The organism is Exiguobacterium sp. s166, assembly GCF_018618855.1.
GTDB lineage: Bacteria > Bacillota > Bacilli > Exiguobacteriales > Exiguobacteriaceae > Exiguobacterium_A.
Window position 1 is genome coordinate 264238 of sequence record NZ_JACSMU010000001.1, and the last position, 23052, is coordinate 287289.

Annotated in this window: 27 protein-coding genes; 8 read left to right on the top strand and 19 right to left on the bottom strand. The window is 44.4% G+C overall.

Going from position 1 to position 23052, the window contains the following annotated elements:
• Positions 1-172: 172 nt before the first annotated feature.
• From KNP93_RS01370 to KNP93_RS01385, 4 genes are all read right to left on the bottom strand, one after another.
• On the bottom strand, positions 173-1195 hold the full coding sequence (locus KNP93_RS01370) for a cytochrome d ubiquinol oxidase subunit II (protein WP_012370887.1): 1023 nt from the start codon (positions 1193-1195) through the stop codon (positions 173-175).
• A 12-nt stretch (positions 1196-1207) separates the two neighbouring features.
• A complete protein-coding gene (locus KNP93_RS01375) occupies positions 1208-2596 on the bottom strand; it encodes a cytochrome ubiquinol oxidase subunit I (RefSeq protein ID WP_131502670.1) in 1389 nt (462 codons plus the stop codon).
• Between the two features lie 222 nt (positions 2597-2818).
• Positions 2819-3931, bottom strand: a complete 1113-nt coding sequence (locus tag KNP93_RS01380) for an N-acetyldiaminopimelate deacetylase (protein WP_114595392.1) — start codon at positions 3929-3931, stop codon at positions 2819-2821.
• On the bottom strand, positions 3915-4805 hold the full coding sequence (locus KNP93_RS01385) for a transcriptional regulator CcpC (protein ID WP_012370890.1): 891 nt from the start codon (positions 4803-4805) through the stop codon (positions 3915-3917). Before KNP93_RS01385 ends, KNP93_RS01380 begins: the two co-directional genes overlap by 17 nt.
• 65 nt (positions 4806-4870) lie before the next feature.
• On the opposite strand from KNP93_RS01385, the gene KNP93_RS01390 reads away from it, so the two are divergent.
• Positions 4871-5263, top strand: coding sequence for a disulfide bond formation protein B (locus KNP93_RS01390; RefSeq protein ID WP_214852795.1), 393 nt, complete (start codon positions 4871-4873; stop codon positions 5261-5263).
• Here the strand turns inward: KNP93_RS01390 and KNP93_RS01395 are convergent.
• The 7 genes from KNP93_RS01395 to KNP93_RS01425 all read right to left on the bottom strand — a co-directional run bounded on the left by KNP93_RS01395 (position 5257) and on the right by KNP93_RS01425 (position 11160).
• Positions 5257-6552: an FAD-dependent oxidoreductase gene (locus KNP93_RS01395; protein ID WP_131502673.1), complete on the bottom strand. Its 1296-nt coding sequence runs from the start codon at positions 6550-6552 to the stop codon at positions 5257-5259. The genes KNP93_RS01390 and KNP93_RS01395 overlap by 7 nt on opposite strands.
• A gap of 106 nt (positions 6553-6658) precedes the next feature.
• The gene (gene nadE / locus KNP93_RS01400; RefSeq protein ID WP_131502674.1) at positions 6659-7474 is read right to left on the bottom strand and encodes an ammonia-dependent NAD(+) synthetase; all 816 of its coding nucleotides are present in this window, start codon (positions 7472-7474) and stop codon (positions 6659-6661) included.
• A 37-nt stretch (positions 7475-7511) separates the two neighbouring features.
• Positions 7512-7976, bottom strand: coding sequence for a BsuPI-related putative proteinase inhibitor (locus KNP93_RS01405; RefSeq protein ID WP_131502675.1), 465 nt, complete (start codon positions 7974-7976; stop codon positions 7512-7514).
• A 91-nt stretch (positions 7977-8067) separates the two neighbouring features.
• Positions 8068-8280, bottom strand: coding sequence for a hypothetical protein (locus tag KNP93_RS01410; RefSeq protein ID WP_114595387.1), 213 nt, complete (start codon positions 8278-8280; stop codon positions 8068-8070).
• A gap of 357 nt (positions 8281-8637) precedes the next feature.
• Complete coding sequence (locus KNP93_RS01415; RefSeq protein ID WP_214852798.1) at positions 8638-9729, bottom strand: virulence factor; 1092 nt, start codon at positions 9727-9729, stop codon at positions 8638-8640.
• 139 nt (positions 9730-9868) lie between these two features.
• Entirely contained in the window at positions 9869-10594 is a 726-nt protein-coding gene (locus KNP93_RS01420) for an alpha/beta fold hydrolase (protein ID WP_131502678.1), read from the bottom strand.
• An 8-nt stretch (positions 10595-10602) separates the two neighbouring features.
• Positions 10603-11160 carry a GNAT family N-acetyltransferase gene (locus KNP93_RS01425; RefSeq protein WP_012370898.1) on the bottom strand — a complete coding sequence of 186 codons (558 nt, stop codon included), beginning with the start codon at positions 11158-11160 and terminating at the stop codon, positions 10603-10605.
• A gap of 122 nt (positions 11161-11282) precedes the next feature.
• Here KNP93_RS01425 and KNP93_RS01430 point away from each other — a divergent pair, with 122 nt between their 5' ends.
• The 4 genes from KNP93_RS01430 (at position 11283) to KNP93_RS01445 (ending at position 15019) form a co-directional block, all read left to right on the top strand.
• Positions 11283-12014: a hypothetical protein gene (locus KNP93_RS01430; protein ID WP_214852800.1), complete on the top strand. Its 732-nt coding sequence runs from the start codon at positions 11283-11285 to the stop codon at positions 12012-12014.
• Between the two features lie 250 nt (positions 12015-12264).
• The gene (locus tag KNP93_RS01435; RefSeq protein ID WP_026832492.1) at positions 12265-12558 is read left to right on the top strand and encodes a hypothetical protein; all 294 of its coding nucleotides are present in this window, start codon (positions 12265-12267) and stop codon (positions 12556-12558) included.
• Between the two features lie 201 nt (positions 12559-12759).
• The gene (brnQ, locus tag KNP93_RS01440) at positions 12760-14082 is read left to right on the top strand and encodes a branched-chain amino acid transport system II carrier protein (RefSeq protein ID WP_131972461.1); all 1323 of its coding nucleotides are present in this window, start codon (positions 12760-12762) and stop codon (positions 14080-14082) included.
• A gap of 64 nt (positions 14083-14146) precedes the next feature.
• Positions 14147-15019 (top strand): DegV family protein, encoded by an 873-nt coding sequence (locus KNP93_RS01445; protein WP_131502681.1) that lies wholly within the window; start codon positions 14147-14149, stop codon positions 15017-15019.
• Positions 15020-15182: 163 nt separating this feature from the next.
• Here the strand turns inward: KNP93_RS01445 and KNP93_RS01450 are convergent, their stop codons facing one another.
• Genes KNP93_RS01450 through KNP93_RS01460 form a run of 3 tightly spaced genes read right to left on the bottom strand, consistent with a single transcriptional unit; the run spans position 15183 to position 16856 of the window.
• The gene (locus KNP93_RS01450; RefSeq protein ID WP_131502682.1) at positions 15183-15689 is read right to left on the bottom strand and encodes an HAD family hydrolase; all 507 of its coding nucleotides are present in this window, start codon (positions 15687-15689) and stop codon (positions 15183-15185) included.
• A complete protein-coding gene (locus KNP93_RS01455) occupies positions 15676-16311 on the bottom strand; it encodes a phosphatase PAP2 family protein (protein ID WP_131502683.1) in 636 nt (211 codons plus the stop codon). Before KNP93_RS01455 ends, KNP93_RS01450 begins: the two co-directional genes overlap by 14 nt.
• Positions 16311-16856: a phosphatidylglycerophosphatase A family protein gene (locus KNP93_RS01460; protein ID WP_026827879.1), complete on the bottom strand. Its 546-nt coding sequence runs from the start codon at positions 16854-16856 to the stop codon at positions 16311-16313. Before KNP93_RS01460 ends, KNP93_RS01455 begins: the two co-directional genes overlap by 1 nt.
• Positions 16857-17001: 145 nt before the next feature.
• On the opposite strand from KNP93_RS01460, the gene KNP93_RS01465 reads away from it, so the two are divergent.
• A complete protein-coding gene (locus tag KNP93_RS01465; protein ID WP_131502684.1) occupies positions 17002-17514 on the top strand; it encodes a YjcG family protein in 513 nt (170 codons plus the stop codon).
• 2 nt (positions 17515-17516) lie between these two features.
• Here the strand turns inward: KNP93_RS01465 and KNP93_RS01470 are convergent, their stop codons facing one another.
• The gene (locus KNP93_RS01470; protein WP_114595378.1) at positions 17517-17720 is read right to left on the bottom strand and encodes a hypothetical protein; all 204 of its coding nucleotides are present in this window, start codon (positions 17718-17720) and stop codon (positions 17517-17519) included.
• A 133-nt stretch (positions 17721-17853) separates the two neighbouring features.
• The gene (fabI, locus tag KNP93_RS01475) at positions 17854-18627 is read right to left on the bottom strand and encodes an enoyl-ACP reductase FabI (RefSeq protein WP_114595377.1); all 774 of its coding nucleotides are present in this window, start codon (positions 18625-18627) and stop codon (positions 17854-17856) included.
• A gap of 144 nt (positions 18628-18771) precedes the next feature.
• On the opposite strand from fabI, the gene KNP93_RS01480 reads away from it, so the two are divergent.
• Complete coding sequence (locus tag KNP93_RS01480; RefSeq protein WP_131502685.1) at positions 18772-19941, top strand: FtsW/RodA/SpoVE family cell cycle protein; 1170 nt, start codon at positions 18772-18774, stop codon at positions 19939-19941.
• A 45-nt stretch (positions 19942-19986) separates the two neighbouring features.
• On the opposite strand, the gene KNP93_RS01485 is transcribed toward KNP93_RS01480, so the two are convergent.
• Genes KNP93_RS01485 through yjbM form a run of 3 tightly spaced genes read right to left on the bottom strand, consistent with a single transcriptional unit; the run spans position 19987 to position 22351 of the window.
• Positions 19987-20868 (bottom strand): RluA family pseudouridine synthase, encoded by an 882-nt coding sequence (locus tag KNP93_RS01485; RefSeq protein WP_131972459.1) that lies wholly within the window; start codon positions 20866-20868, stop codon positions 19987-19989.
• 18 nt (positions 20869-20886) lie between these two features.
• Positions 20887-21690, bottom strand: coding sequence for an NAD kinase (locus KNP93_RS01490; RefSeq protein WP_114595374.1), 804 nt, complete (start codon positions 21688-21690; stop codon positions 20887-20889).
• Between the two features lie 10 nt (positions 21691-21700).
• Positions 21701-22351, bottom strand: a complete 651-nt coding sequence (gene yjbM / locus KNP93_RS01495) for a GTP diphosphokinase (RefSeq protein WP_034769792.1) — start codon at positions 22349-22351, stop codon at positions 21701-21703.
• Between the two features lie 105 nt (positions 22352-22456).
• On the opposite strand from yjbM, the gene KNP93_RS01500 reads away from it, so the two are divergent.
• Complete coding sequence (locus tag KNP93_RS01500) at positions 22457-23032, top strand: CYTH domain-containing protein (RefSeq protein WP_251138588.1); 576 nt, start codon at positions 22457-22459, stop codon at positions 23030-23032.
• The last annotated feature ends 20 nt before the right edge of the window (positions 23033-23052 follow it).

Below are 23052 nucleotides of genomic sequence, written 5' to 3' on the forward strand. Positions count from 1 at the left end.
ACAATTCTGCTTCAGTAGTAGTGTACCCGATTCACTTCTAAATTACTATGAACGCTTTTTTAATGCGGTTTTCCGTTTTCAATCCCTTAAAGTGAATGACAAATCCGCTCAAAAAAGTGTGCCACCCTTTATATGGATGACACACGGAATGGTTACGTGACACAGGTTCTGTTTATTTTGCTTTTTTCCCACTGACATAGTCGTTATCAAACAGGAACAATCGTAAGATCAAATACAATGCCGGGATCAATAACATCAATCCGAAGATAAAGACCACAACAAGTGCCGTTGCCATCGTTTCATTAACGACCGCTTTATTGATATCGATGTACGGATAAAGAATGTAAGGAAGATGTGTGTATCCGTATCCGAACCAGGCAACCCCGTATTGCGCCATAACAGCGATAAAGGCAATCCCGTAGTTTTTCTTCAAGTAGACAAGTGTCACCGCGACGCAGAAGAAAAGGAAACTTGCTGCGAACCACCACCAATTACCGTTCAAGATGTTTTCATAATGCCAAGCCGCTTGATTTTTTAAGCCAAAGAAGACTAATGCACAGACAACAATCGTCGGAATACTCCAGAACAATGCCCATTTACGAATCAATGGTGTTGCATTCTCGTCCTTTGCTTTATCCGCATAGAACAACAAGAACATGGCACTGATATAGAGGACGGATACGATTGCAAGCGCGACGACCGTCCAAGAATAGAAGTTTGTGAACAGCTTCGTCCCAAGGAATTCGACTGTCTCATTCGTTTTCCGAATGAATCCACCTTGACTGATCGTCAATGTCGTGGACATCGCTGCCGGAATCAATAGTCCTGTTGCTCCATATAAGAAAGTATAGAACATGCTGTCGTTTGAACCGTAGTTGGCAAACGCGTAAAAGCTACCGCGAATCGCGATTAATACTAAGACGATTGAAGCGGGAACGAGTAAAGCTGTTCCGTAATAATAAGCCGTATCCGGGAAGAACCCGACAAGTCCGACAAAGAAGAAGACGAAAAACACGTTCGTCACTTCCCAAACCGGAGAAAGATAACGGAGAATCAAACGGTTCGTCAAATGATCCCGTTTCGTATATTTTGAATAAAACGCATAAAAACCGGCACCGAAGTCAATTGAGGCAACGATGAGATATCCATAAAGGAACGTCCAAAGTACGGTTATTCCAAGTGTTTGAATGTCCAACTCGTTCCCTCCTTATTTGTTGTCGTCCGCAAACATCGCTTCACCACGTGTATGATGATCATCTGCGAGTTCTTTGCCGACAGGGTTATTTTTAAACATCCGGAGCAGGACGACTGTACAAATCGTTCCGAGCAACAGATACAGTAAACTGAATAAAATCAACATCGGTCCGACAGCGGTCGAAGTGGTCGCCGCATCAGCCGTTCTCATAATACCATAGAGCGTCCACGGTTGACGTCCGATTTCCGCATACATCCAGCCTGCTTCAATCGAGACAATGGCGAGTGGTCCACCGATAAAGATACCGCGTAACAACCACTTGTTGTATGGATTCAACTTTTTGAGTCGGAAAGCCAATACGAACAGGGCCGAGATGGCGGCTAAATACATGCCGATCGATACCATGATATCGAAGAAATAGTGGACAAACAGTGGTGCCTGGTCCTCTTTGGCGAATTCGTTTAACCCGATGACTTCTGTATCCGGCGCTCCGCCCGCGAGAATGGATAAAGCATACGGAATTTTGACGGCACCTTTGATTTCATAACTGCCGTCCGCTTGTTCATCCAGGATTCCACCGAAAATCAACTCGGCTTCACTTGTTGTTTCAAAATGCCATTCTGCTGCTGCTAATTTTTCCGGCTGGTATTTCGCCAGGTATTTCCCGGAGAAATCTCCGACTAACGCAGTTGAGAACGCAAAGATTAATCCGGCCATGACCGTTAAGCGAAGAGCTTTTTTATGATATGCCGTTTCTGCTGCCGACAAGGTTTTCTTCCGTAACAGATGGAAAGCCGCAATCGCTGCCAGGATAAAAGCAACCGTCAAGTAAGCGGATACGATGACGTGTGTTGCTTTTGTCGGTGTCGCCGTATTAAACATCGCTTTTAACGGTTCGATTTGCGTGAGTGTCCCGTTGACGATTTTAAATCCTTCTGGTGAGTTCATGAATGAGTTGACCGTCGTGATGAAGAAGGCGGATAATGTTGCCCCGATGACGACCGGAATCCCGATTAACCAGTGTAACCACGGATTTTTAAACCGGTCCCATGTGTAGAGATAAATACCGAGGAAAATCGCTTCAAAGAAAAAGGCGAAAGTTTCCATGAACAACGGTAATGCGATCGTTTGACCTGCTACTTGCATCAAAGAAGGCCATAGGAGCGACAATTGTAATCCAATTGCTGTTCCGGTTACGACACCTACCGCTACAGTTACGATATAACCACGCGTCCAGCGTCGAGCCAGAAGAATATAGTCTGAATCTTTTCGTTTAATTCCGATGTACTCCGCTGCGAGTACCATCAATGGAACCCCTACCCCAATCGTCGCAAAGATGATATGGAATGCTAATGTGAGCCCTGTCAATAATCGACTGAGCATGACTGGATCATTGAACATGTGTATAGCCCCCTCTTTCTAGACGTACTTCTATATATTGTTTATATCCGTATCATAGAGAACATAATCATTTGTGTCTGTTTTAAATGTTTGATGTAACAAATTGTTCACATATACTCGTGATTTATTTCACAAAACGTTCGAAAACTGTTCTCTTCTATAAAATGAAAGCCCTTTATCCATTTTTTTCAGGAATAAAGGGCCGATTGTCACGTCTTTTGTTCAGACATATTCGCGGAAATAATGATCGAGTAAATTAATGACGAAGGGAATGGCATCTTCATCCGGATTCAGGGTCGGCTGGTGTAATCCGGACGTAGCATTATTGACACCAAGCCAAAACATCATGCCGGGAATTTCTTTTAACATGAATCCAAAATCTTCTCCTGTCATTGCAGCATCGCACTCAATATAATTCGCATTCATTTTGACGAAGGACGAAAATTTATCAACGACTCGTTGATCGTTGACGACTTCATAATACCGATTTCCAAACTGTAAATCGATTTTTACGCCGAATGAAGCTTCGATGCCGCGTACGATGTCACGCACACGTTGCTCTAGTTTTTCCATGTCTGTTCCGTTAAGCGCACGCATCGTTCCGTCGAGTAAAGCACGACCTGCAATGACATTTTCCCGGATTCCCGCTTCCACTTTCCCGATCGTAATGACACTGCAGTTCATTGGATTGATCGAACGACTGACAATCGTCTGAAGTTGCATGATCAATGCCGCCTGAGCAACAACCGTATCAATCGTCAAATGCGGAAAGGCTGCATGACCGCTTTGTCCATAAATCGTGATATGAACTTCCCGGGCACTCGCAAACAAGACACCAGGCCGGCTTGCAATCGTCCCGACCGGATATTCCGGCGCGACATGCAGACCATACATCTCACTCGGACGATACTTTTCAAACAGCGGGCTTTTGATCATCGGTTCCGCCCCACCCGGTCCTTCTTCAGCCGGTTGGAACAGGAAGACGACATCATCCATGACAGGCAGTTCGACAATCCGGCGTAACAAACCTAAGGCGATGGATGCGTGAACATCATGACCACAGGCATGCATGAAGCCCGGGTGTTCAGAACCAAATGGTAACCCCGTTGCTTCTTCGATTGGTAATCCATCGATATCGGCCCGATATCCAATCGTCCGGTTCCCCGTTAAACCTTTTACGCGGACAAATACTCCTGTTTCGAATGTATCATAACTAACACGATCTTCCGGGTACGACCGGATTTGATCGAGGATAAAAGCTTGCGTTTTAAACTCCTTAAAACCCGGCTCCGGTATTTTATGAAGTTCTCGGCGCATTTCAATTGCGTATTCCATCTGACTGACTTCCTCCTTCTTCTTTGACGATGTCCCAAAACGCTTGGACTTGTTTTAATTCAAGCATCGACTCCGTCGATAGAATCCACGTGTCCCGCTTTAAAATTTTTCCCGATGACGTTTTAAGCGGAATCTGCATCACTTCACTCGCTTCATGAATCGTTGATTCCGGTAAGATGGCAAAACCAATCCCGTGAAGCGCCATCTGTTTACACGTCTCAATCTGGTCAACGACGAGCGTCCGGGCCGGTGGACTCGAAAAACGGTCCTGCCACCATTCTAAAATCTCCTGATAGTACGTCGAGTCACTTTTAAATTGAATGAAAGGACGTTCTGTTTTCCGAAGCTGTTCGAGTGACGTCAGTTCACTGTCAACAAGATATAACGGATCCGAGAACAGCCGTTCCTTCACGCCTTTCCAATCAGGATTTCCGCGGATGATACCAATATGAAAATGCTCTTCCAGCATATGGCGCATCATCTCACTTGACCACCCTGTGACCAATTGGACACGGACATGCGGATAACGTTCGACAAACCGTTTCAGGACACGGGGAAGCCAATATTGTCCCATAATGGACGCGACAGCAATCCGAAGTGTACCGTAAACAGCCCCCTCTTCCGCCGTCAATTCACTTTTAAGCTCCAGTTCTTTTCGGTTCATTTCTTTGGCGAGTCCGATGACTTTTTCACCTTGCGGGGTGATACTCAGTCCACGTGATGAACGAATGAACAGCTTTGTTGCCCAGCGCCGCTCGATTGCGACCAGACGCTGGCTGAGAGCAGGTTGCGAGACAAAAAGACGTTCTGCGGCCCGTCTCATGTTCAATTCTTCTGATAACGTAATCAACATTTCCATTTCCGACACTTGCAATGTATGATTCGACTCCTCATGATATAAGATGGCATTAGTTTAACACGTTAGAGAGGAAGGTACATATGTCACGCTATCATTTTATGTTGATCGTCTCAACGGTCGCGACTTTAGGCAGTTTGTATTTCAGTGAGATTCGCGGATTCATTCCTTGTCCGTTGTGCTGGTGGCAACGTCTGTTCATGTATACGACCGCCATTTATTTGCTTGTATCCTTATTCCGTAATCGCCCGATCGATGGATTTTTTCTTCGATTATATACTTTACTCGGATTTGCGGTCGCAGCCTATCACGTCATACTCGAACGCTTACCGGACGGAGAAGCACTCTGCACGAACGGTTGCCTCATCAAGTGGGTCAATTATTTTGGTTTCCTGACGATTCCGATGATGAGTTTGATTGCTTTTACGATTTTGATTGCCCTTGCCTTTTATCCGAAACAAAAAAACGCTCAATGAGCGTTTTTTTGTTGCCATTCCGCTGCTACGTTCAACGCGCTCGAGAAAGACAATTCCGATAACTGCCCTTCTCCTTCACACCAATCCCCGACAAAAGCCATCGTCTCCTTATGTCCATCCTGCATAAAATTAGGGAGGGGAGTTTGCCCCATCTTCCATTTGATTTCTTGAACGATCGCCCGCTTCATTGTCCGTTCGACGACCAGACGTTCCTGCCATTGCGGATAATGCTGATCGAGAAGCCGGTGAATCTGTTTGACCTTTTCCGCTAAATAATCTGGATTTCCGACTTCCTGATGCGCAAGATAGGCGACGACTTGTAAGACCTGACCGTTTTCCGGTGCGATACTCGGATCGTAATGAGATAAATCGGTGACGAACAGTTGATGGGTACGGTCGTAAACGTATGAAAACGGTGTTTTGAGATATGGACTGATTCCGACATCGTACACAAGAACTTCTACCGGTTCATATTGGGCAAAAGGTTCGATAAAGGATTGGACGGTGGCAGGTAAGGCGAGCTTTCGCATATCACGGGGCGGAAGCGCCAAGACAACCCGGTCAACAGTCCATTCCGTTTTTTTCCGGTCACGTAACCGGTATCCTTGTTCCTTTTCTTCAATCGCTGTAATTTTAGTTTTCCGGTGAATCGTCCCTCCCTGTTCTTGCAGGACACGTTCCAATTCATCAATTAGGACTTGCCATCCGCCGGCGATATACGAAACCGGTTTTCGTGTCCGAAAAAGTTTCCGGTAATAGTCAAAATAGACGACTGACGGAATGTTTTCAGGTTCGGTCGTAAAAAAATTACTGGACGCTAAATCAAGCATCAAGCGTGACACGTCTTCTTCGACTTTTTCTTGCACCAGCCATTGACCAATTGACAACTCTGGCACTCCTTTTTCAAGACGGAGAACTGTTTTCACAACTTCCCATGTAAAACGAAGTTTATCCGTTCCGCCAATCACTTCTGTCTTCAAGAGACCAATCGCATTAGCCGGAGCAGCAGTTAAGTGGCCGGAAAATTCATATTTTGCTTTCGTCGAAGAAAAGTCCAGCCAGGTAATCTCTAATTTCAAGCTTTTAATGATCGTCTTTAACACGGAATGATCCCGCCCGTACACTGCATGCGCCCCGTAGTTAAACGTATACCCTTTGATGATTTGTGAGGTCGCTCTTCCGCCTAACATCGCTGCATCATATAGCTGAACACGTTTTCCTTGTTTGGCAAGCAAGGCTGCGGCTGATAATCCCGCTAGTCCACCACCAACGACTGCAATTGATTCCATGTCTTTACCTCCCGTCCGACTCTCTTATTGATGTGTTTTGGGTCTTTTCCCGATTTTCAGACGAAAAAAACGACAGCTGTTTCAGCTGTCGTCTGCAATGGATTACTCATTTCCACCAAGTATCCAGTGGCGAGACCGGCATATGGTGTTTATGTCCCACTCGTTTGTACTGACCTTCCAGCTTAGCCTGGCTTTCACTGGAAATCGTTTTACCTTCTAAATAATCATCAATTTCATTGTATGTCATGCCCAGCGCTTGTTCATCAGGCAACCCCGGCTGATTGTCTTCTAAGTCGGCTGTCGGAACTTTTTCAATCAATCCTTCAGGTGCCTGTAATTCACGGAGTAACTGTTTTCCTTGGCGCTTGTTCAGTCCGGTCAATGGTGTTAAATCACATGCTCCATCCCCGTGTTTCGTATAAAAACCGGTTACGAATTCTGCTGCATGATCTGTTCCGACGACTAAACAGCCGTAATGAGCCGCTATATCATATTGCACCTTCATTCGTTCCCGTGCTTTTGTATTTCCTTTGCTAAAATCAGACAAAACGCCTCCCGTTGCCTGTTCAAAAGAAGCCATGGAAGCAGCAACGGCCGGCTTGATATCGACTCGCAACGCATGATCCGGACGGATGAATGACAATGCAAGCTGTGCATCCGACTCGTCTTGTTGTTGACCATACGGTAATCGGACGGCGTAAAATTGATAATCTCGATTCGTCTCACTGCGTAACTCTTCAACAGCGAGTTGACAGAGGCGACCCGCTAATGAGGAGTCCTGTCCTCCTGAAATACCAAGAACAAGTCCTTTTGCCCCTGTATGCACAAGATACTCTTTTAAAAATTGAACGCGTTGTTTAATTTCTTCTTCAGCAACGATGACCGGCTTGACCCCCGTCACTTGAATGATTTCCTGTTGCATGAAACCGTCACACTCCTTCAGCTTTTTTTATACTTGCCTAGTTCGAGATTTCATTTTGCGCTTTCCCGTTGGAAATCGCATCTCCCTTTACTTGACGGATGGTCATCGCCTCGACTTGCGTCGGATGACTGGAATCCGGAAGCTCAATTCTTACTTCGTAACGTTTTGTCTCCAACCCTTTGAAGCGCTCTTGTTCAATCGCTTGCGTAAACACTTGCTCTTGCGAAAAAGTATAGAGCACTTTTTGATCCGCATCCTTGATTTTTAATTCAAATCGCTGGGATGTCGGGAATGTCAGGGTCACCGCTTGTTCATTCGGATTTTTTAATTGGACGACAGCTAAGACGACGTTTGGTTCTAATTGTTTTCCGGACACCTTGATTTCAATCGGTTGTTCCGTGGCATCGCCTTGTGTCGTCGCTTTCTTTTGTTCTTGCTGGTTACATCCAGCCAACATCAAGGTCAGTACGCATAAACAGGATAACCGGATAATCCATTTCAAAACAATGCCTCCTCTCTTCTCTCTTCTCAATTTTAGCACAAAAAAGAGGCAGGATAAGGTTCTCCCCCATCCTGCCTCTTTGATTCATCAATTAAGCAACCGGAATGGCTACTGTCATTTTTGATGTAGAAAACAATTGTTCAATCCCCGTTACAAACAATTCATCGCAAATGGCATCCGTTGCCGTTGCCGGTGCCACAAGTGTAATTGTCCGGCTGTCCATTGTTTCAATCGTTACGAATACACCCGAAGCCGTACGTTCTTTGTATCCTACTGCTAGATCTGTTTCAGCAAAAAGTATCATGTCCCCGAATCTCCTTTGTTATGTCAGATGTCAGTCAAACCAGAATAGCTGTTTGAAATCGAATCAGTTATTGTGATTTCACTTTATCAAAACAGGAAAAACATCGGAAAATTCCCGTTCGACATTTCGTGTCAAAACTTTATTCCAAAAAATACAACCATTTATTGGAATGTTAAAATAGTTGGGTTATACACCTTTAAAATGGTGATTTATAACGACATTTCAATTCCATTTCAAAACCATTACAAAATATTTTTCATATTTTTCCATATCTATTCGTTAGAAGGTAAAATATACCTAGACATCTTAATTGTTATTTTGTCGAATGGTTCTTCATACACTGTTTTTTTGAGGTTCTTATGAACTCTCACCCGTCATTCGATTCATTTGTTGCCAAACCGTACCTAGTGCTTCTTCCCCACTTTCGATTCGTGCCAATGCCAGTTCCGCTTGAAGCGCGACTTCATATTCCTTATCTTGCACGGCTTCCTTTAACCGTGGAATCGATTGTTCCGTTCCGACATCAAATAAAAAGCGGGCAGCCCGCCAACGGACCAGTTTATTTTTATCCGTCAACGCTTCAATCATCATCACTTCCGCCTCCGGCAAGGCCCAGTCGGAAATCGTATCTCCGGCCGTTCGCCGTACACTGCTTGACGGGTCGTGTAGCGCATTTGTTATATAATCCAGCAGCTCTAATCGGTTATCTTCAAACATTCCGAGTTTGACTACAGCCTGTCTTCTGATCTGCATCTTTTCATCTTGAAGCATCTTGGCGTATGCCGGGACCCAGTTCAATTCAATCGGTAATTCATCTAGAGCTGCAAAACGCTGTTTCCAATCTGACGACGTTAACGCCTGTCCGTCAAATGTGACTTCTTCCCCTGAAGCAATAGTCTTTAAGCGATCAATCCGCTCTGTTGGATACGCGACTTCGATTTCTTGAGCTACTTCTGCCAAACTTTCATCTAAATCCCCGTAACGCGGTGCCTGTTCGACCCAGCGGCGGTCACTGATGACATTCTTCACATAAGGTTGAACGAATAGCGCAGCTTCCCGGAACCGGTCGGGTAATCCGCGGCGTTTTTCTTCTAGTCCTTTGACTCCTTTTAGTTGCATCGGTACACCTAAAATAAATTGAATGAACAGATGAACAGGCTCAAATGCCTCATCCGTCTCATGTTGTTCGACATCGCTGAGTACTTCGCCAAAGGACCGGCGAATCTCGATGACTAGCGTACGCCAATCATATTTCGGAAACCGTTCAACGGCTAAAAAGTCACTCACTTGATAAACCGACTTAATGCCTGGAATCTCCAGTAATTTTGCTACATGATCCGGTGCACCAAATGCATGTTCAAACGTTTGTCCCTTTTCCGAAAACGTTTCATCAACGATGACCTTCATATTATTTGGACTTGGTGTTGGTTCAATTGCTATAATTTTCATCTTAATCCCTCCCCTTTCATCATTCAGAAATTCAATTAAAAATGCAACGCATACGCTTTTGTATCTTTTTTCAACCGGTTACGTAAAAGAAGCAAGAAAGCGCCCACCGTGTGGTGAACGCTGATCAGACAGATTGCCCTCAAGACTTCTCCTCTGAGAACACTTCTTCTAAAATTTCACAAAATGCATCCGGTGTCTCAAGCATCCCCATATGACTGCTGTCCGTCGAACGTTTTATAATCCGTTCGTTTTGAGGCGCAAATGCACTCGCTTCCGAAATTAAAGGATCCTTCGTTCCGTGGATGATCACTCCTGGAACATCCGTTCGACTTAAGACGGCTGTCAAATCTCTACGGTCACGCATCGCTGTCAGCGCCCGTATTGCCCCTTCGACAGTCATCATATAACCGATTTCCTTCGCTTCAGAGACGATCATCACATCAGTACCTTCAGCGAATAGTCCGGGAACTAACCCGTCAACAAATTCCCGTACACCGATTTCTTGGACTCGGCTGATGTTTTGATTTCTTTTTTGTTTGGCTTCGTCCGTATCTGCTTTAGCCGTTGAATAGACAAGACCAAATCCATTGATTTTTTCCGAATACATCTCGACAATCGAGGAGACGATATAACCGCCAAACGAATGTCCAATCAGAATCGGCCGTTCAATCCCTCTTCGTTCCAAGTCCTCCATCACCCATGAGGCAAATTCTTCAATCGTCTCCGGACCGACTGATTGTCCTTCATGACCAGGCAGAGCCAGCACGAGTACATCAAACGACAGACGCAGTTTCGCTTCAACCCGATTAAAATAATCCGTTCCTCCGGCAAATCCATGTAGTAACACAAGTGATTGTTTCGACATTCGACTAGTCATCCTTTCCATTCCGATGCAAGCATTCGGTAGATCGTTAAATCCATAAATCGTCCATGACTGTACGCATAATCTTCAAGTAATCCTTCTGCTTGAAAACCAAGTTTCTGAACCAGTGCATTGGACGCGATATTTTCAGGTGCAACGAGTGCACTGATTCGGTGCAGCGCGAAGTCTTCAAATCCGTGTGTCAAGACTGCCCGTGCTGCTTCCGAGGCCACTCCCTGTTGCCAATAGTCTTGGCTGACTTCAAATCCGATTTCTGCCCGGTGATACTGGGTCAACCAATTATGAAATCCAATCGTTCCAATCAGTTGATTCGTTTGTTGGTCGGCAATCGCCCATCGAATCGCTTTCCCTTGGGTGAATTGTTCTTTGAAGTAACTGATGACATTTTTTGCTTCATACACCGTGACCAGCGGATCTGATCCGTAATAATACATGACCTCATCATCCGATAAAATCTTAAATAGATCTCGTGCATCTTTGTTTTCCAGTTCTCTCAAGATGAAGCGTTCTGTTTTTAGTTCCGGGAATGGTTTTCTTAACCCCCACATGCCCAATCACCTCTTTTTTATATTATGCCCGTTTTCAGAAGGAAATACCCTTTTCGCTCATTAGAAGTTTTGCTACTATTGAACTTATTCACGTCCTGACCACGAAAGGAAGTCGCTCGTTTATGTCCAACTCCCTGCTCTACTTGTATGAAGATGCCGAAAATCATCGTTTGACGATGTCCGGTGTTACTTTTGCGGACTTTATCACGTCTATTGATTCAAAAAGTGCCCTGCTTGTCTCAGGAGCCGCTTTCAAATCCATCAAATATTCTTCGCGGACCGCCTTTCATTATGTCGAGGCGCATGAAGTCGAACAATTTGTCCAATCGAATGATGTAGAACGTTTTCCACTGAACGCCATTGATATCCGTTCTTCTCATTCCCTGGATATCCTGACAGATGTTGAAATTGCAGAGCTGTTGTTTTTAATGCATATGAAACGCGGAATGCCTAGTCCATTCATGACTTCCGTCGAAAACGAATGGGCCTATTTCAGTGAGCATGATGGGACACAGGCAACGGCTTATTTAAAAAATTGGCCCAGTATCGAACAAGTCTTATCCACATTAGTGCAACAAAAAATCCGTCGCGAACTCCGTATTCCGACCCTTTCACCTCTTACAGCGGAAATCATCATTAATCTGCGTCAATTGTTACAAGAAGGAATTTTGATCGATTTCACGCATATACGGCAATCGATGTTCACACGTCAAACGACCATTCCGGTTTATATCGCCGGTCGATACGAAGACATGCATGTTCTGAAAGAAGATCTTGAGACAAAAAAAGAATCGATCATCCTTCGTGGTGAGTTGATCCATCGTAAAAAAAATTGGAGTTTGGAGTTACGTTGATCCTAATCACTTTTTTTACTTGATAACAGGATAGTTTTCTCATATTTTTCATACGGTACTTTTTGCTCGTTTTTTGTATAATCCTCTATATGACAATACCATTACTGATTAATCGGAATTTTCACATAAATTAAGACTGGTATCTGGTCCAGACTTCGTTATAATGAGATTAACCTTTTGGAAGTTAGAAGTTGGAACCGCTTTTCTGATGATTTAAATAAGTTTGGATCAACCGAAGGAGGAATTTAGCATGGATCAGTTAAAAGTGAACGGTATCGGTTCATTCACCAAGTTTGCAACGAACGGAAACATCCTGAAATTGAAGGATGCCACAACAGGCGAACTGAAAGTATCGTTGAATGAAGCGAGCTCAATGACTATCTCACCTATTGATGAAGAAACAGGATTATTTATTATCCATGGTCAGCAGCAAGAACCACTCGTGGAACTGACCCTCCCTCGTCAATCGTGCGAAGTCGTTCACGCTTGGCTCCTCCATAAATTAAGACGACAAAAAAAAGGTCGTTTCATGGCGTCTAGCTAAACCACTTACTCCTTTACTTTATCATTCCTGCAACATCCTGCTCATGTCACCGTTAGAGATCTTCTAACCATGACATGGGCTTTTTTTGGTAAAGTCAAAAAATAAAGCTTGAAAACAAATGAATTTTCTAAAAATTCTTTCATCCATTCCCATCCGATGATATAGTGGATAACGTAAAAAAAACAGGAGGTAAGATATATTATGAGTAAAAAAGATGTCTTTGCTTTAGGTTTTATGATTTTCGCATTATTCTTTGGTGCGGGTAATTTGATTTTCCCTCCTGAACTCGGTGCCCTGGCCGGAACACAGTTCTTTCCTGCAATACTCGGCTTCATTGTTACCGGTGTCGGATTACCTCTGACTGGATTGATTGCTGTCGCATGGGTCGGCGGGGGAATCCGTACACTTGCCCGTCCGCTTCCTAAATTCGTCGGTGCCCTACTGACTTTTGCTTTATATGTCGCCATCGGACCTTTTTTTGGAATTCCACGGACTTCCGTCGTCACGTATGAACTTGGTGTTGTTCCCTTCTTAAGTGGTCCTAGTCAAACGACGCTGTTGATTTCTTCTTCCGTTTTCTTTTTAATCACATTGTACCTTGTCCTTAAACCGGGCAAACTGCTTGATATCATTGGTCGTTTTATCACTCCGTTGTTGCTGTTGGCACTTGCGACACTCAGTATCAGCAGTATCTTAACGCCATTATCAGCAGTTCAACCCCCTGCCTCTTCGTACGATGGTTTTACAGATGCATTCATTCAGGGATTTCTTCAAGGATACTTGACGCTTGACGCTCTCGGCGCTCTTGTATTTGGTGTCATCGTCCTGCATACACTACATGCCAGAGGTTTAAAAAGTCGAAAAGTCCAATTAAAAACCGTGACACAAGCCGGATTAATTGCTGCACTATCACTGACTCTGGTTTACACCGGACTCGGTTTCATTGGTCGGAATAGTTTTGGAGCAGTCGGGGTAATCGATGGCCCTTCATTATTACAACAATATGCCGAAAGTACATTTGGTACGATTGGTCTGATGATTTTGGGAGTCGCTATTTTGCTTGCCTGTTTAACGACATCCGTTGGTCTTGTCACAGCTTTTTCAGAATATATGATGTCGCTCTCAACCCGTCTCACACTTCCAATCACCGGCACGATCACAACCGTTTTAGGTTTTTCCGTTTCAATTGTCGGACTTGATGCCTTACTTGCGATTGCGGTACCTGTTTTGATGTTCCTGTATCCGATCGTCATCGTCCTGATTGGTTTGACCTTTATCCGTTCTTTGCTGAAGAGACCATCACTTGTGTATCGAACCACTTTATCGGTCACGGCCTTATTCTCTTTATTAAGTGCTCTCCATACGTTAAAAGTTTTGACTAATCCGATAGTCGCTGTATATTCATTCTTGCCGTTATCCGATAAAAGTTTAGCTTGGCTGTTGCCTGTTTTGATCACCTTCTTCATCAGTTCATCGATTAGACACGTTTCTCCAAATTCTATTCCTGAAAAACAGATTGGCTAGTGATGCCGCTTTCATCGCTATGGTATGATTAAAAAAATGAAATTCTACTGGAGGCGTCGCTTTAATGGATAAGATTGCTTGGATTACCGATAGTATGGCTTTTTTCCCATCCGGGGAAGCTGAAAAACTCGGAGTCCATGTCGTACCAACAGTCATCATCATCAACGGAGAATCATACCGGGAATATGCTGATCTGTCGATTGAACAACTGGATCAAAAAATGCGCGAAAATTCTTCTGTCATCCCGACGACTTCACAACCGTCGTTTGGTGAGTTAGTTGAACTTTACGAGCGTTTACAAGCAGACGGTTATGATTATGCGTATGCTGTTCACATCACGAGCGGCTTAAGTGGGACGTATGCCAGTTCTGTCGCCGCTGCGGATGCTGTCGGTTTTAAGTTATATGCCATTGACTCTTACACCGGTGCTACGAATCAACAAAACATGTTACGTCTTTCCATCGAAATGGCGCAAGCTGGTAAGCAGCCGGAAGAAGTCATGCAAGTCTTGGAACAGTTCAAGCACCACTCTCATTTCTATCTGATTATCGGCAACATGGAGACGATGCGTCGAAGTGGTCGTGTTTCCAGCAGTCAATTTTTACTGGCCAACATGCTGAACATTAAACCGATCGTGAAGTTCGACGAGGTCGGTAAACTGGTTCCGTTTAAAAAAGTGCGGTCGATTAAAAAAGCTTTTCACGAAATGTCATTCGAGATCGCTACTAAAATCGAACAGTTTGGTTTATACAATCAGACCCTTTACATCGGCCATACACTTGCGCGGTCTTCTGCCGAACAATTACGCGATTTGCTGCAAACAAAATTGCCACAGATTTCAATCGAAATTACACAGTTTGGTCCATCCATTCTCACGCACGCTGGATCGGAAACCGTTGGTGTGTACTGGTTCGATGATTTGACTGTCAACCTATAAGAAGTAACCTTGAACGACTTCCTTTATTTTGGACGCTGCTCCCGCTTATTAGGTGATTCCGATATTACATCGGAGTCATCTTTTTTAGTGCCCGTATAACAGTCCATCTACACAAAAAAACCGAATGGGACCTTTGAATTAAGTGTCCCCATTCGGGTAAGTGTTATCCTTGCTGCAAATCATTCATTTGTTTAAAGACATCATCAAGCATCGTCGCTTCATCTTCTTGGCGCAAAATCGTCTGATGCGGACGAGTGATTCGTTTTTCCCATGCTTCTGCCGGATAAACGGTCCAATCGAACTGCTCCACTTCCTCTAAATAACGGAGTACCGTTTCCAGAGAAGGGTTTTCTTCGTATTGTCGTAACCAGTTTGCATAACGTTTATCTGGTTTCCCATCCTTCAGTAAGGTTCTACCACTCTCAAGAATAGACCATTTCGGCTTCGCATCAATTTGAAACAACTCCAAATGCCGGAATCCCTCAAACGTGCGGCTCGTAAATGGAATCAAACCGTTCTTTTCAACGAGACGTTTCAATCGCAAATGCGTCCGCATCGTCATGAACCGTTTTTCTTCTCCTACTCGCTCTACTAATAAAGTAGGAACTGCAATCGTCTTCATCGCCGTTTCATCAAAAAGCAGACTGTGATCGATATCAATTAATAACATGACCGGTCTCCTTTTGTTTACGTCGCGATGAGATGAAGGCATAGGACAGACACAAGATGAACGCAGCAAAACAAAAACCACCAACAACATCCGAGAAGTAATGCACGTTCAAGATAATACGTGACGAACCCATTGCTAAAATCAACAGACTAAGAAAGATTCCCAAAATGATTTTCCCGGCCCGATTTAAAAACCGCCAACTCAAAATCAAAAATCCACCGTACACTGCAAAAGCCATTGACGAGTGACCGCTCGGAAAACTATAGCCGACTCCGCCAACCAATTCATTGAGTGAAGGACGATCCCGGACAAAAAAAGCTTTAGCAACTTGATTGAGAACGGCCACCGCCAAAAAGGATAACAGATACCAAATACTTCCCACCCGATCTCGCCACAGGTAATAACTGATGGCGGTTAACAGAAGTGTCACCGTTACGGCTCCTACTCCTGATCCTAACTGCGTGAACCAACTGACATAGTCAGCCGGGACTTGTTTCGACATGCGATTGGACAGTTGCGCGTCAAATAAAAAATAGCCCGTCAACCGGATGGAGATAGCGATTCCGAGAAAGATGACGAACGCAATTCCTGAAACAGCTAAAGCTTTTCGATTTAGTTTCATCAATACGTCCCTTTCCGTTGCTCAAGTTCTTCGGCCGAATAATCTTCTTTATCACGTAATCGGTGTGCAAGACGTCCAGACGCATTGGCAGCGATGGCTGCTACGATATCATCCATGAAGGTATTGACGCGTCCGTCATCGACCTTTGTATCCAGCTCTTTGATAATCCCGATCTTAGCCTTATCCAAGTAACCAAACGTCGTTACGGCAATCGAACCGTACGTATTGACAGCTCCAATTGCAATCGTCTCGTCGACGCCAAACAATCCTTCATCACTACGAATGATGGATAAAAGCGGTTCAGATAACAATCCTTTTTCGGCTAAAATATCGAGTTCTGCCCCAACGAGAATAGCATGCTGCAACTCCCGTTTTTCGAGAACACGTTCCACGGAGCTGACACAGGTTTCAAGCGTAAGTTCAATCGTGTATGGTGCTTGCATTTGATACACGATTTCAGCAATTGCATGAATCGTAACACCTCGCTCATGCAGCTTATCGATTGCTGCTTGTTTTACTTCTTTAGAATGTGCTTTTTCTTTCATGACAAAATCCACCTCTCTGACAAAGTTCTTCACAAGTATACACGGATTGCTGCTCTCCCCTCAAACTTCTTTGACATCACACCGATAATCCGTCATGATTATCCTGTAAAGCGTTATCATTTCAGGGGAAAGTAGGGGATTTTCGATGAACATCGGGGTAGTTTTGTTTCCATCGAAACGAATTCAGGATTTTGCGAATTCATACCGAAAACGGTACGATTCCAAGTATGCGTTAATCACACCACACATTACGATGCGAGAACGGATCAGTGTCGATGATACCGAACTTGATTCCATCGTAGCTGCTCTCAATCAGGTAGCAGAGCAAACGAAACCGGTTTCACTTCATATCCAAGGCGCTCGGTCTTTCCATCCGACGAATAATGTCTTATTTTTAAAAGTCATGCCGACGGATGAATTGGAACAATTACATCAAGCCTTGCATTCGGGTGATCTTAGTCACACACCGAAGTATGATTTCTTACCTCACATTACAATCGGTCAAGATTTATCCGATGTCGAATTATTCGACGTTCTCGAACGATTGAAAATGGAAGATATCCGTTTCCAAGAAGATGTCACCAAGATGGCTCTTCTGTATGAACTCGAAAATGGTTCATGGAGTGTGTACGAAACGTTCCGATTTACAGGTCAATAACATCAAACTTCCCGGTCGAACTTGCGACCGGGAAGTTTTAGTTCTGGCAAAACCCCATAAGCATTTGCTTGTTCTTCCAGCTCAGCATGATGCGGCTCGACACGCTTGATCGGATTGATGCGGGCGACCGGTTCTGTTTTCCGCTCCAAATCGACTCTGACTTGCCGATTCACATATTGGACTACCGTAAAATCTACTTGGTACATAGAATATCCCTCCCTAAAGTTCAGCTCGTTATTCTGTTATTCCCAAAATCTCTTTAAGAAAAACAAAAAACCAAGGTTTCCCTTGGTTTTAACTGTACAGTTTAGTTCGGAATGAACGAAAATTCTTATTATATTATAAGATATGGAAACCGCTGTCGACGTGAAGAATCTCACCCGTAACACCACTCGACATCTGGGACAAGAGGAATAATCCACTTTGACCAATTTGTTCTGTCGTGACGTTACGGTGAAGTGGTGCCCGCTCTTCAATACTTTCGAGAATCGAATTGAAATCACCGACACCTTTTGCAGAAACCGTTCGGACCGGACCGGCTGAAATCGCGTTGACGCGAACACCCTGCTTTCCGTACTCTGCTGCTAAGTAACGGACACTTGCATCGAGTGCCGCTTTCGCGACGCCCATCACGTTGTAGTTCGGGACCATCTTTTCGCCACCAAGATACGTCAATGTAATAACAGAGGCATCTTCCGTGAAGAAATCTTTTGCCGCTTTCACAACAGCCGTCAAACTGTATGCCGAGATATCGAGTGCTTGCGCAAACTGTTCGCGTGTCACACCTGAGAATTCACCACGTAATGCTTCTTTATCGGCAAAAGCAATCGAGTGAGCGATTCCTGAAATTTGTCCGTGATCGGCATGAATCGTTTCAAATACTTGTGTGATTTCAGCATCACTCGTGACATCACACGTATAATACGTCGCCGGTCGTGAAAGTTCTTGACCTAATTTTTCGAGTGGCGCCTTGAAGCGTTCTCCGACATACGTAAAGGCAAGACTTGCCCCTGCTGCATCAAGAGCACGTGCGATTCCCCATGCGATTGACCGTTGATTGATGACACCCATTACAACATACGTCTTTCCCTCAAGCGAAGGATAAATATTCATTATGAGTTCCCCCTTAAATTAGTACCTGGTAATAACACCTATATCTAGGTTACAAAAACGTAACGCTTCTGTCAACCATCGCTCTTGATATTGCGATTTTGATAAATTACGGTAATATAGAAAGAGACAGAAAGTAGGGATGGAATGAACCGTTTTAAATCATTTACACAACGTTATGATAACACGTTGCTTTTTTTGCTCGGTTGTTTGATGGTCATCAGTGTCATCGCAATCTATACCGCGCAACCTTTCTTACAAGGGGCAATCAGTGAAATCAATTTCATGGCAAAACAGATTCAGTGGTATATCATCGGATTTATCGCACTGTCTGTCGTCATTCTCATCGATTATGAGCAGCTGAAACGTTTTCACTGGTACTTATATGGAGCAGGGATCATCTCCCTGATTGGTCTCGTTGTTTTACGTAATACGCCGTTGGTCGCAAACATTAAAGGGGCGTACGGTTGGTATCAGTTCCCCGTCATCGGAACCGTTCAACCGGCTGAGTTCATGAAGTTTTTTCTGATTGTTACGTTAGCTGCGGTGATTTCGGAACACAATGCCCGGTATGTCCAACATGAACGGGACTTCCTGCTGTTAGTCAAGATGGCCGCGATTACGTTGCTTCCGCTTGCTTTAATCATCATTCAACCTGACTTAGGAATCGGTTTGATTCTCTGCGTCATCTTAGCGTGTGCGATGTTACTGTCCGGCTTGAACTGGAAATGGTTGCTTACTATGTTCGGCTTGTTGACCGTCGCAATTGTCGGATTCTTTTATCTGTTTTATTTCCAGAATGATTTACTCGCCACCTTCTTCCCGGGGCATGCGATGAACCGGATTATGGCTTGGTTACAACCGTTTGAGTATGCGGATGACCTTTCCTATCAGCTGGTCCAATCGATTAACGCTATCGGCTCAGGTCAGATGTTTGGTGTCGGGTACGGAAAACTGCAAGTATCAGTTCCCGAACTGCATACCGATTTTATCTTCACCGCGATCTCAGCTCACTACGGCTTTATCGGTGCAGCCGTCGTTCTAATTATCTTGTTCCTTTTCATCTACCGGTTGATTCAAATCGCGCTGGAAACAGCAGATCCGTTTGGAACGTATATCGTAACGGGTTATGTCGCCATGTTCACATTCCAAATCTTCCAAAACATCGGTATGACGATGGGTGTCTTACCGATCACCGGTCTCCCGCTTCCCTTCATTAGTTACGGAGGGTCGACGATGATTGTTAACTTGGTTGGACTCGGCTTGATCATGGCAATTGCTTCACAGTCCCGTATCTCGATGTTTGATGAAGATTAACTTCAAAAAAGAGTGGCATCCAGTCGGGTGCCACTCTTTTGGTATTCACGAAAGACTTAAGTCGTCCGGCAACGGTGCGACGAATGTCATCACCTCACCTGTCCCTGGATGCGGAAACGTAGCAGATGCGCTGTGTAGTGCTTGTCTCGCAATCAATGGTGTCCCTTTATACATCGTATCTCCGACTAACGGATGACCAAGTGCAGCAAGGTGAACCCGGATTTGATGCGTCCTTCCCGTCTCCAGTTTAATCGTCAATCGGGACAATTCACGCGAAAACGCAGTAATTCGCTCACTCGTTAAGATATGCGTTACTGCCTGTTGACCATCCTCCCGGACCATTCTTTCCATGAAGGAATGATCGGTTTGACCGATCGGAAGATCAATTGTCTGAGGTTTGATTGATCCTTCAATCAACGCCACGTACCGGCGATCGAGCAAACCATTCTGTTGCATCTTGCTCAACTGATGATGCGCAAGGGCATGTTTTGCAAAAACGACCAAACCACTCGTGTCACGGTCCAACCGATTGACGATATGAATCGCGTATGGAATTTGATGTTGCCGGTAATAACCGAGCACGAAATTCGATAATGACCGCTCTGGATGGAGTCGGGACGGAATGGAAGCCATGCCCGGTGGTTTATTGACAATCAACAGCCATTCATCTTCAAAGAGGATATCGAGTTCCCCGCTTGTCGCATGCATGTCCTGAGCAGGCTGTTCTTCCGGAAACCGGACATAAATCCGGTCGCCTTCATGAACGGGCTCGTTGACGTTGACATGTTGTCCATTCCGTAAAATATTCCCGTGGTGCTTGATCGAAACTAACATTTTTCGGGAAATATGGAGGCGTGTCGTACAAAAATGACCGACACTCCAGCCATCTTCAATAGAAGTTACTTGTTGTTCAATTTGAAATGCCATCACGTTACCTCTTTATAATTAACTTCTTTCTTCTGCTAAAAATGATTCTCGGACGCGTTGCCAAAACGGGAAAGAGCGGAATCGGGCGAATTTGACTTTTTTATCGGACACACGACAACGGATTGACTTAACATTTTGATGCACAATCGATGCATAATGATCGTATGTCAATTGAAAATCAATCGGATTGACCGGTTGAATCTCGACATCGTGGTGCTTCGGCAATAACATCGGGGATCCAATCGTCCGGTACACCCGGTTATTGATTGAAGCCATTTCTGTGATCTGGATCGCCTCGAGCGCCGGGTGCACAATGGCCCCGCCCAGTGCTTTATTGTAGGCTGTTGAACCGGATGGGGTTGAAATACACAGACCATCACCACGAAACGTTTCAAAATACTCTCCGCGAATCGACAGATCACAGACCAATGTCTGATTAAAACTTTTAATCGTACATTCGTTTAATGCCAACAGTTTATTCGTCGAACCGTCTGCATAATCGATCGATAATTCAAGTAGCGGATATTCAACGGTCGCTATGTTATCGTCCGCGATGTGTTGAATCAATTCATCCATTTCTTCCGGTCTCCAGTCGGCATAAAAGCCGAGATGCCCGGTATGAATTCCGACCAGCGTGATTTCCTCGACCTGATCCAAATAAGAATGGAAGGCTTGCAACATCGTACCATCCCCGCCGATTGAAATCACGATTTCCGGAGTAACGACGTCTCGATGACTTCCCCGTTCGATCAACGCCTGTTCTACTTGTTCCTTCAGCATATGGGAACGTTCATCGCCCCGAGCCGTAACCGCAAAACGCATCGTCATCCCCCTACTCTTTTGTTCGATTCTTTGCTTCGGTCGCCTCTCGTTCATGTAAAACGACTTGAGCATCTTGTATCTCTACTTTCAGCTGACTCATCTCCGCATCGAGCAGAAACGCTGCTTCAGCCGCACGCCTCAATCGTTCCCGTGTCTCTTCGGGAATGTTCCCCTGATATTTATAATTCAAAGAATGTTCGATCGTCGCCCAAAAATTCATTGCAAGTGTCCGGATTTGAATCTCAACAAGTGTCGGGATTTCTCCTTCAATCGTTTGGACAGGATAAGCAATGATGATGTGGTACGAACGATACCCACTCTCCTTCTTTTGTGTAATGTAGTTGCGTTCCTCGACAATCTTAAAGTCTCCCCGTGAACGTAACAGTTCTAAGACATGGATGATGTCATCCACGAATTGGCACATGATCCGGAGACCTGCTATATCTTGCATATCTTGTTCCAATAACTCGATATCAATCGATTTTCGTTCAGCCTTCTGTAAGATACTCTTTACAGGTTTGACACGTCCTGTGACAAATTCAATCGGTGAATGTTCCCCACGTTGTTGAAATTGTTTTCGAATGGCTTTTAATTTTACTTTTAATTCATCCACTGCGATTTGATACGGTGCGAGAAATAAGTCCCAATTTTCTTTTGTCATCGTTATTGTCACCACTTTTAGTCTAAATTGTTAGTTCAATTCGTTCCACTACACCATTCATGGTATCATATTTTCAAGCATTCAACTAGAAAGGTGTGGTCGGAAATGAGACAAGAAATGGAAATTGAATTTAAAAACCTGTTAAACGAAACGGATTACACCAAACTGATGGAACGGTACAATACATCCGGGTCTTCTGTTTGGCAAGCAAATGACTATTTTGATACACCTACGTTTGAACTTCGTAGCTACGGTGCTGCATTGCGCATTCGTGAAAAGAAGACCGGTTTGGTTTTGACTTTGAAAGAACCGCAGGACGACGGGTTACTTGAAACACATGTGTCTTTGTCCGAACAAGAGGCGGAAGATTTATTCCAATACGGTTTGATCCACTCTCCTGAAATGAATCAGCAGTTGGAAAAATTCGAATTAACGACTTCACTTGAACATTTAGGACGCCTTGAAACAGAACGATTCGAGAAACAACTGGAAAGCGGTTTGTTAGTTTTAGATAAAAGTACGTATTTAGGCACCACAGATTATGAACTTGAATTTGAAGTGACAAACTACGCGGCCGGTAAACGTGCGTTCGAAGAACTGTTGCAAACAAACGAGATTCCCCTTCGTGAAACAAAAAATAAAATCGTCCGTTTTATGGACCGTAAAGCGCTTACACGTTAATCGTGTAGAAATGTACAAGC

Coding starts and splice junctions, on each gene's coding strand:
- KNP93_RS01415 (WP_214852798.1), bottom strand. CDS start 9,729: ATGAAAATTATAGCAATTGAACCAACACCAAGTCCAAATAATATGAAG.
- KNP93_RS01490 (WP_114595374.1), bottom strand. CDS start 21,690: ATGCGTTTTGCGGTTACGGCTCGGGGCGATGAACGTTCCCATATGCTG.
- brnQ (WP_131972461.1), top strand. CDS start 12,760: ATGAGTAAAAAAGATGTCTTTGCTTTAGGTTTTATGATTTTCGCATTA.
- KNP93_RS01470 (WP_114595378.1), bottom strand. CDS start 17,720: ATGTACCAAGTAGATTTTACGGTAGTCCAATATGTGAATCGGCAAGTC.
- KNP93_RS01500 (WP_251138588.1), top strand. CDS start 22,457: ATGAGACAAGAAATGGAAATTGAATTTAAAAACCTGTTAAACGAAACG.
- yjbM (WP_034769792.1), bottom strand. CDS start 22,351: ATGACAAAAGAAAATTGGGACTTATTTCTCGCACCGTATCAAATCGCA.
- KNP93_RS01480 (WP_131502685.1), top strand. CDS start 18,772: ATGAACCGTTTTAAATCATTTACACAACGTTATGATAACACGTTGCTT.
- KNP93_RS01485 (WP_131972459.1), bottom strand. CDS start 20,868: ATGGCATTTCAAATTGAACAACAAGTAACTTCTATTGAAGATGGCTGG.
- fabI (WP_114595377.1), bottom strand. CDS start 18,627: ATGAATATTTATCCTTCGCTTGAGGGAAAGACGTATGTTGTAATGGGT.
- nadE (WP_131502674.1), bottom strand. CDS start 7,474: ATGCAACAGGAAATCATTCAAGTGACGGGGGTCAAGCCGGTCATCGTT.
- KNP93_RS01455 (WP_131502683.1), bottom strand. CDS start 16,311: ATGAAACTAAATCGAAAAGCTTTAGCTGTTTCAGGAATTGCGTTCGTC.
- KNP93_RS01390 (WP_214852795.1), top strand. CDS start 4,871: ATGTCACGCTATCATTTTATGTTGATCGTCTCAACGGTCGCGACTTTA.
- KNP93_RS01380 (WP_114595392.1), bottom strand. CDS start 3,931: ATGGAATACGCAATTGAAATGCGCCGAGAACTTCATAAAATACCGGAG.
- KNP93_RS01465 (WP_131502684.1), top strand. CDS start 17,002: ATGAACATCGGGGTAGTTTTGTTTCCATCGAAACGAATTCAGGATTTT.
- KNP93_RS01420 (WP_131502678.1), bottom strand. CDS start 10,594: ATGTCGAAACAATCACTTGTGTTACTACATGGATTTGCCGGAGGAACG.
- KNP93_RS01375 (WP_131502670.1), bottom strand. CDS start 2,596: ATGTTCAATGATCCAGTCATGCTCAGTCGATTATTGACAGGGCTCACA.
- KNP93_RS01445 (WP_131502681.1), top strand. CDS start 14,147: ATGGATAAGATTGCTTGGATTACCGATAGTATGGCTTTTTTCCCATCC.
- KNP93_RS01450 (WP_131502682.1), bottom strand. CDS start 15,689: ATGTTATTAATTGATATCGATCACAGTCTGCTTTTTGATGAAACGGCG.
- KNP93_RS01435 (WP_026832492.1), top strand. CDS start 12,265: ATGGATCAGTTAAAAGTGAACGGTATCGGTTCATTCACCAAGTTTGCA.
- KNP93_RS01430 (WP_214852800.1), top strand. CDS start 11,283: ATGTCCAACTCCCTGCTCTACTTGTATGAAGATGCCGAAAATCATCGT.
- KNP93_RS01395 (WP_131502673.1), bottom strand. CDS start 6,552: ATGGAATCAATTGCAGTCGTTGGTGGTGGACTAGCGGGATTATCAGCC.
- KNP93_RS01425 (WP_012370898.1), bottom strand. CDS start 11,160: ATGTGGGGGTTAAGAAAACCATTCCCGGAACTAAAAACAGAACGCTTC.
- KNP93_RS01460 (WP_026827879.1), bottom strand. CDS start 16,856: ATGAAAGAAAAAGCACATTCTAAAGAAGTAAAACAAGCAGCAATCGAT.
- KNP93_RS01410 (WP_114595387.1), bottom strand. CDS start 8,280: ATGATACTTTTTGCTGAAACAGATCTAGCAGTAGGATACAAAGAACGT.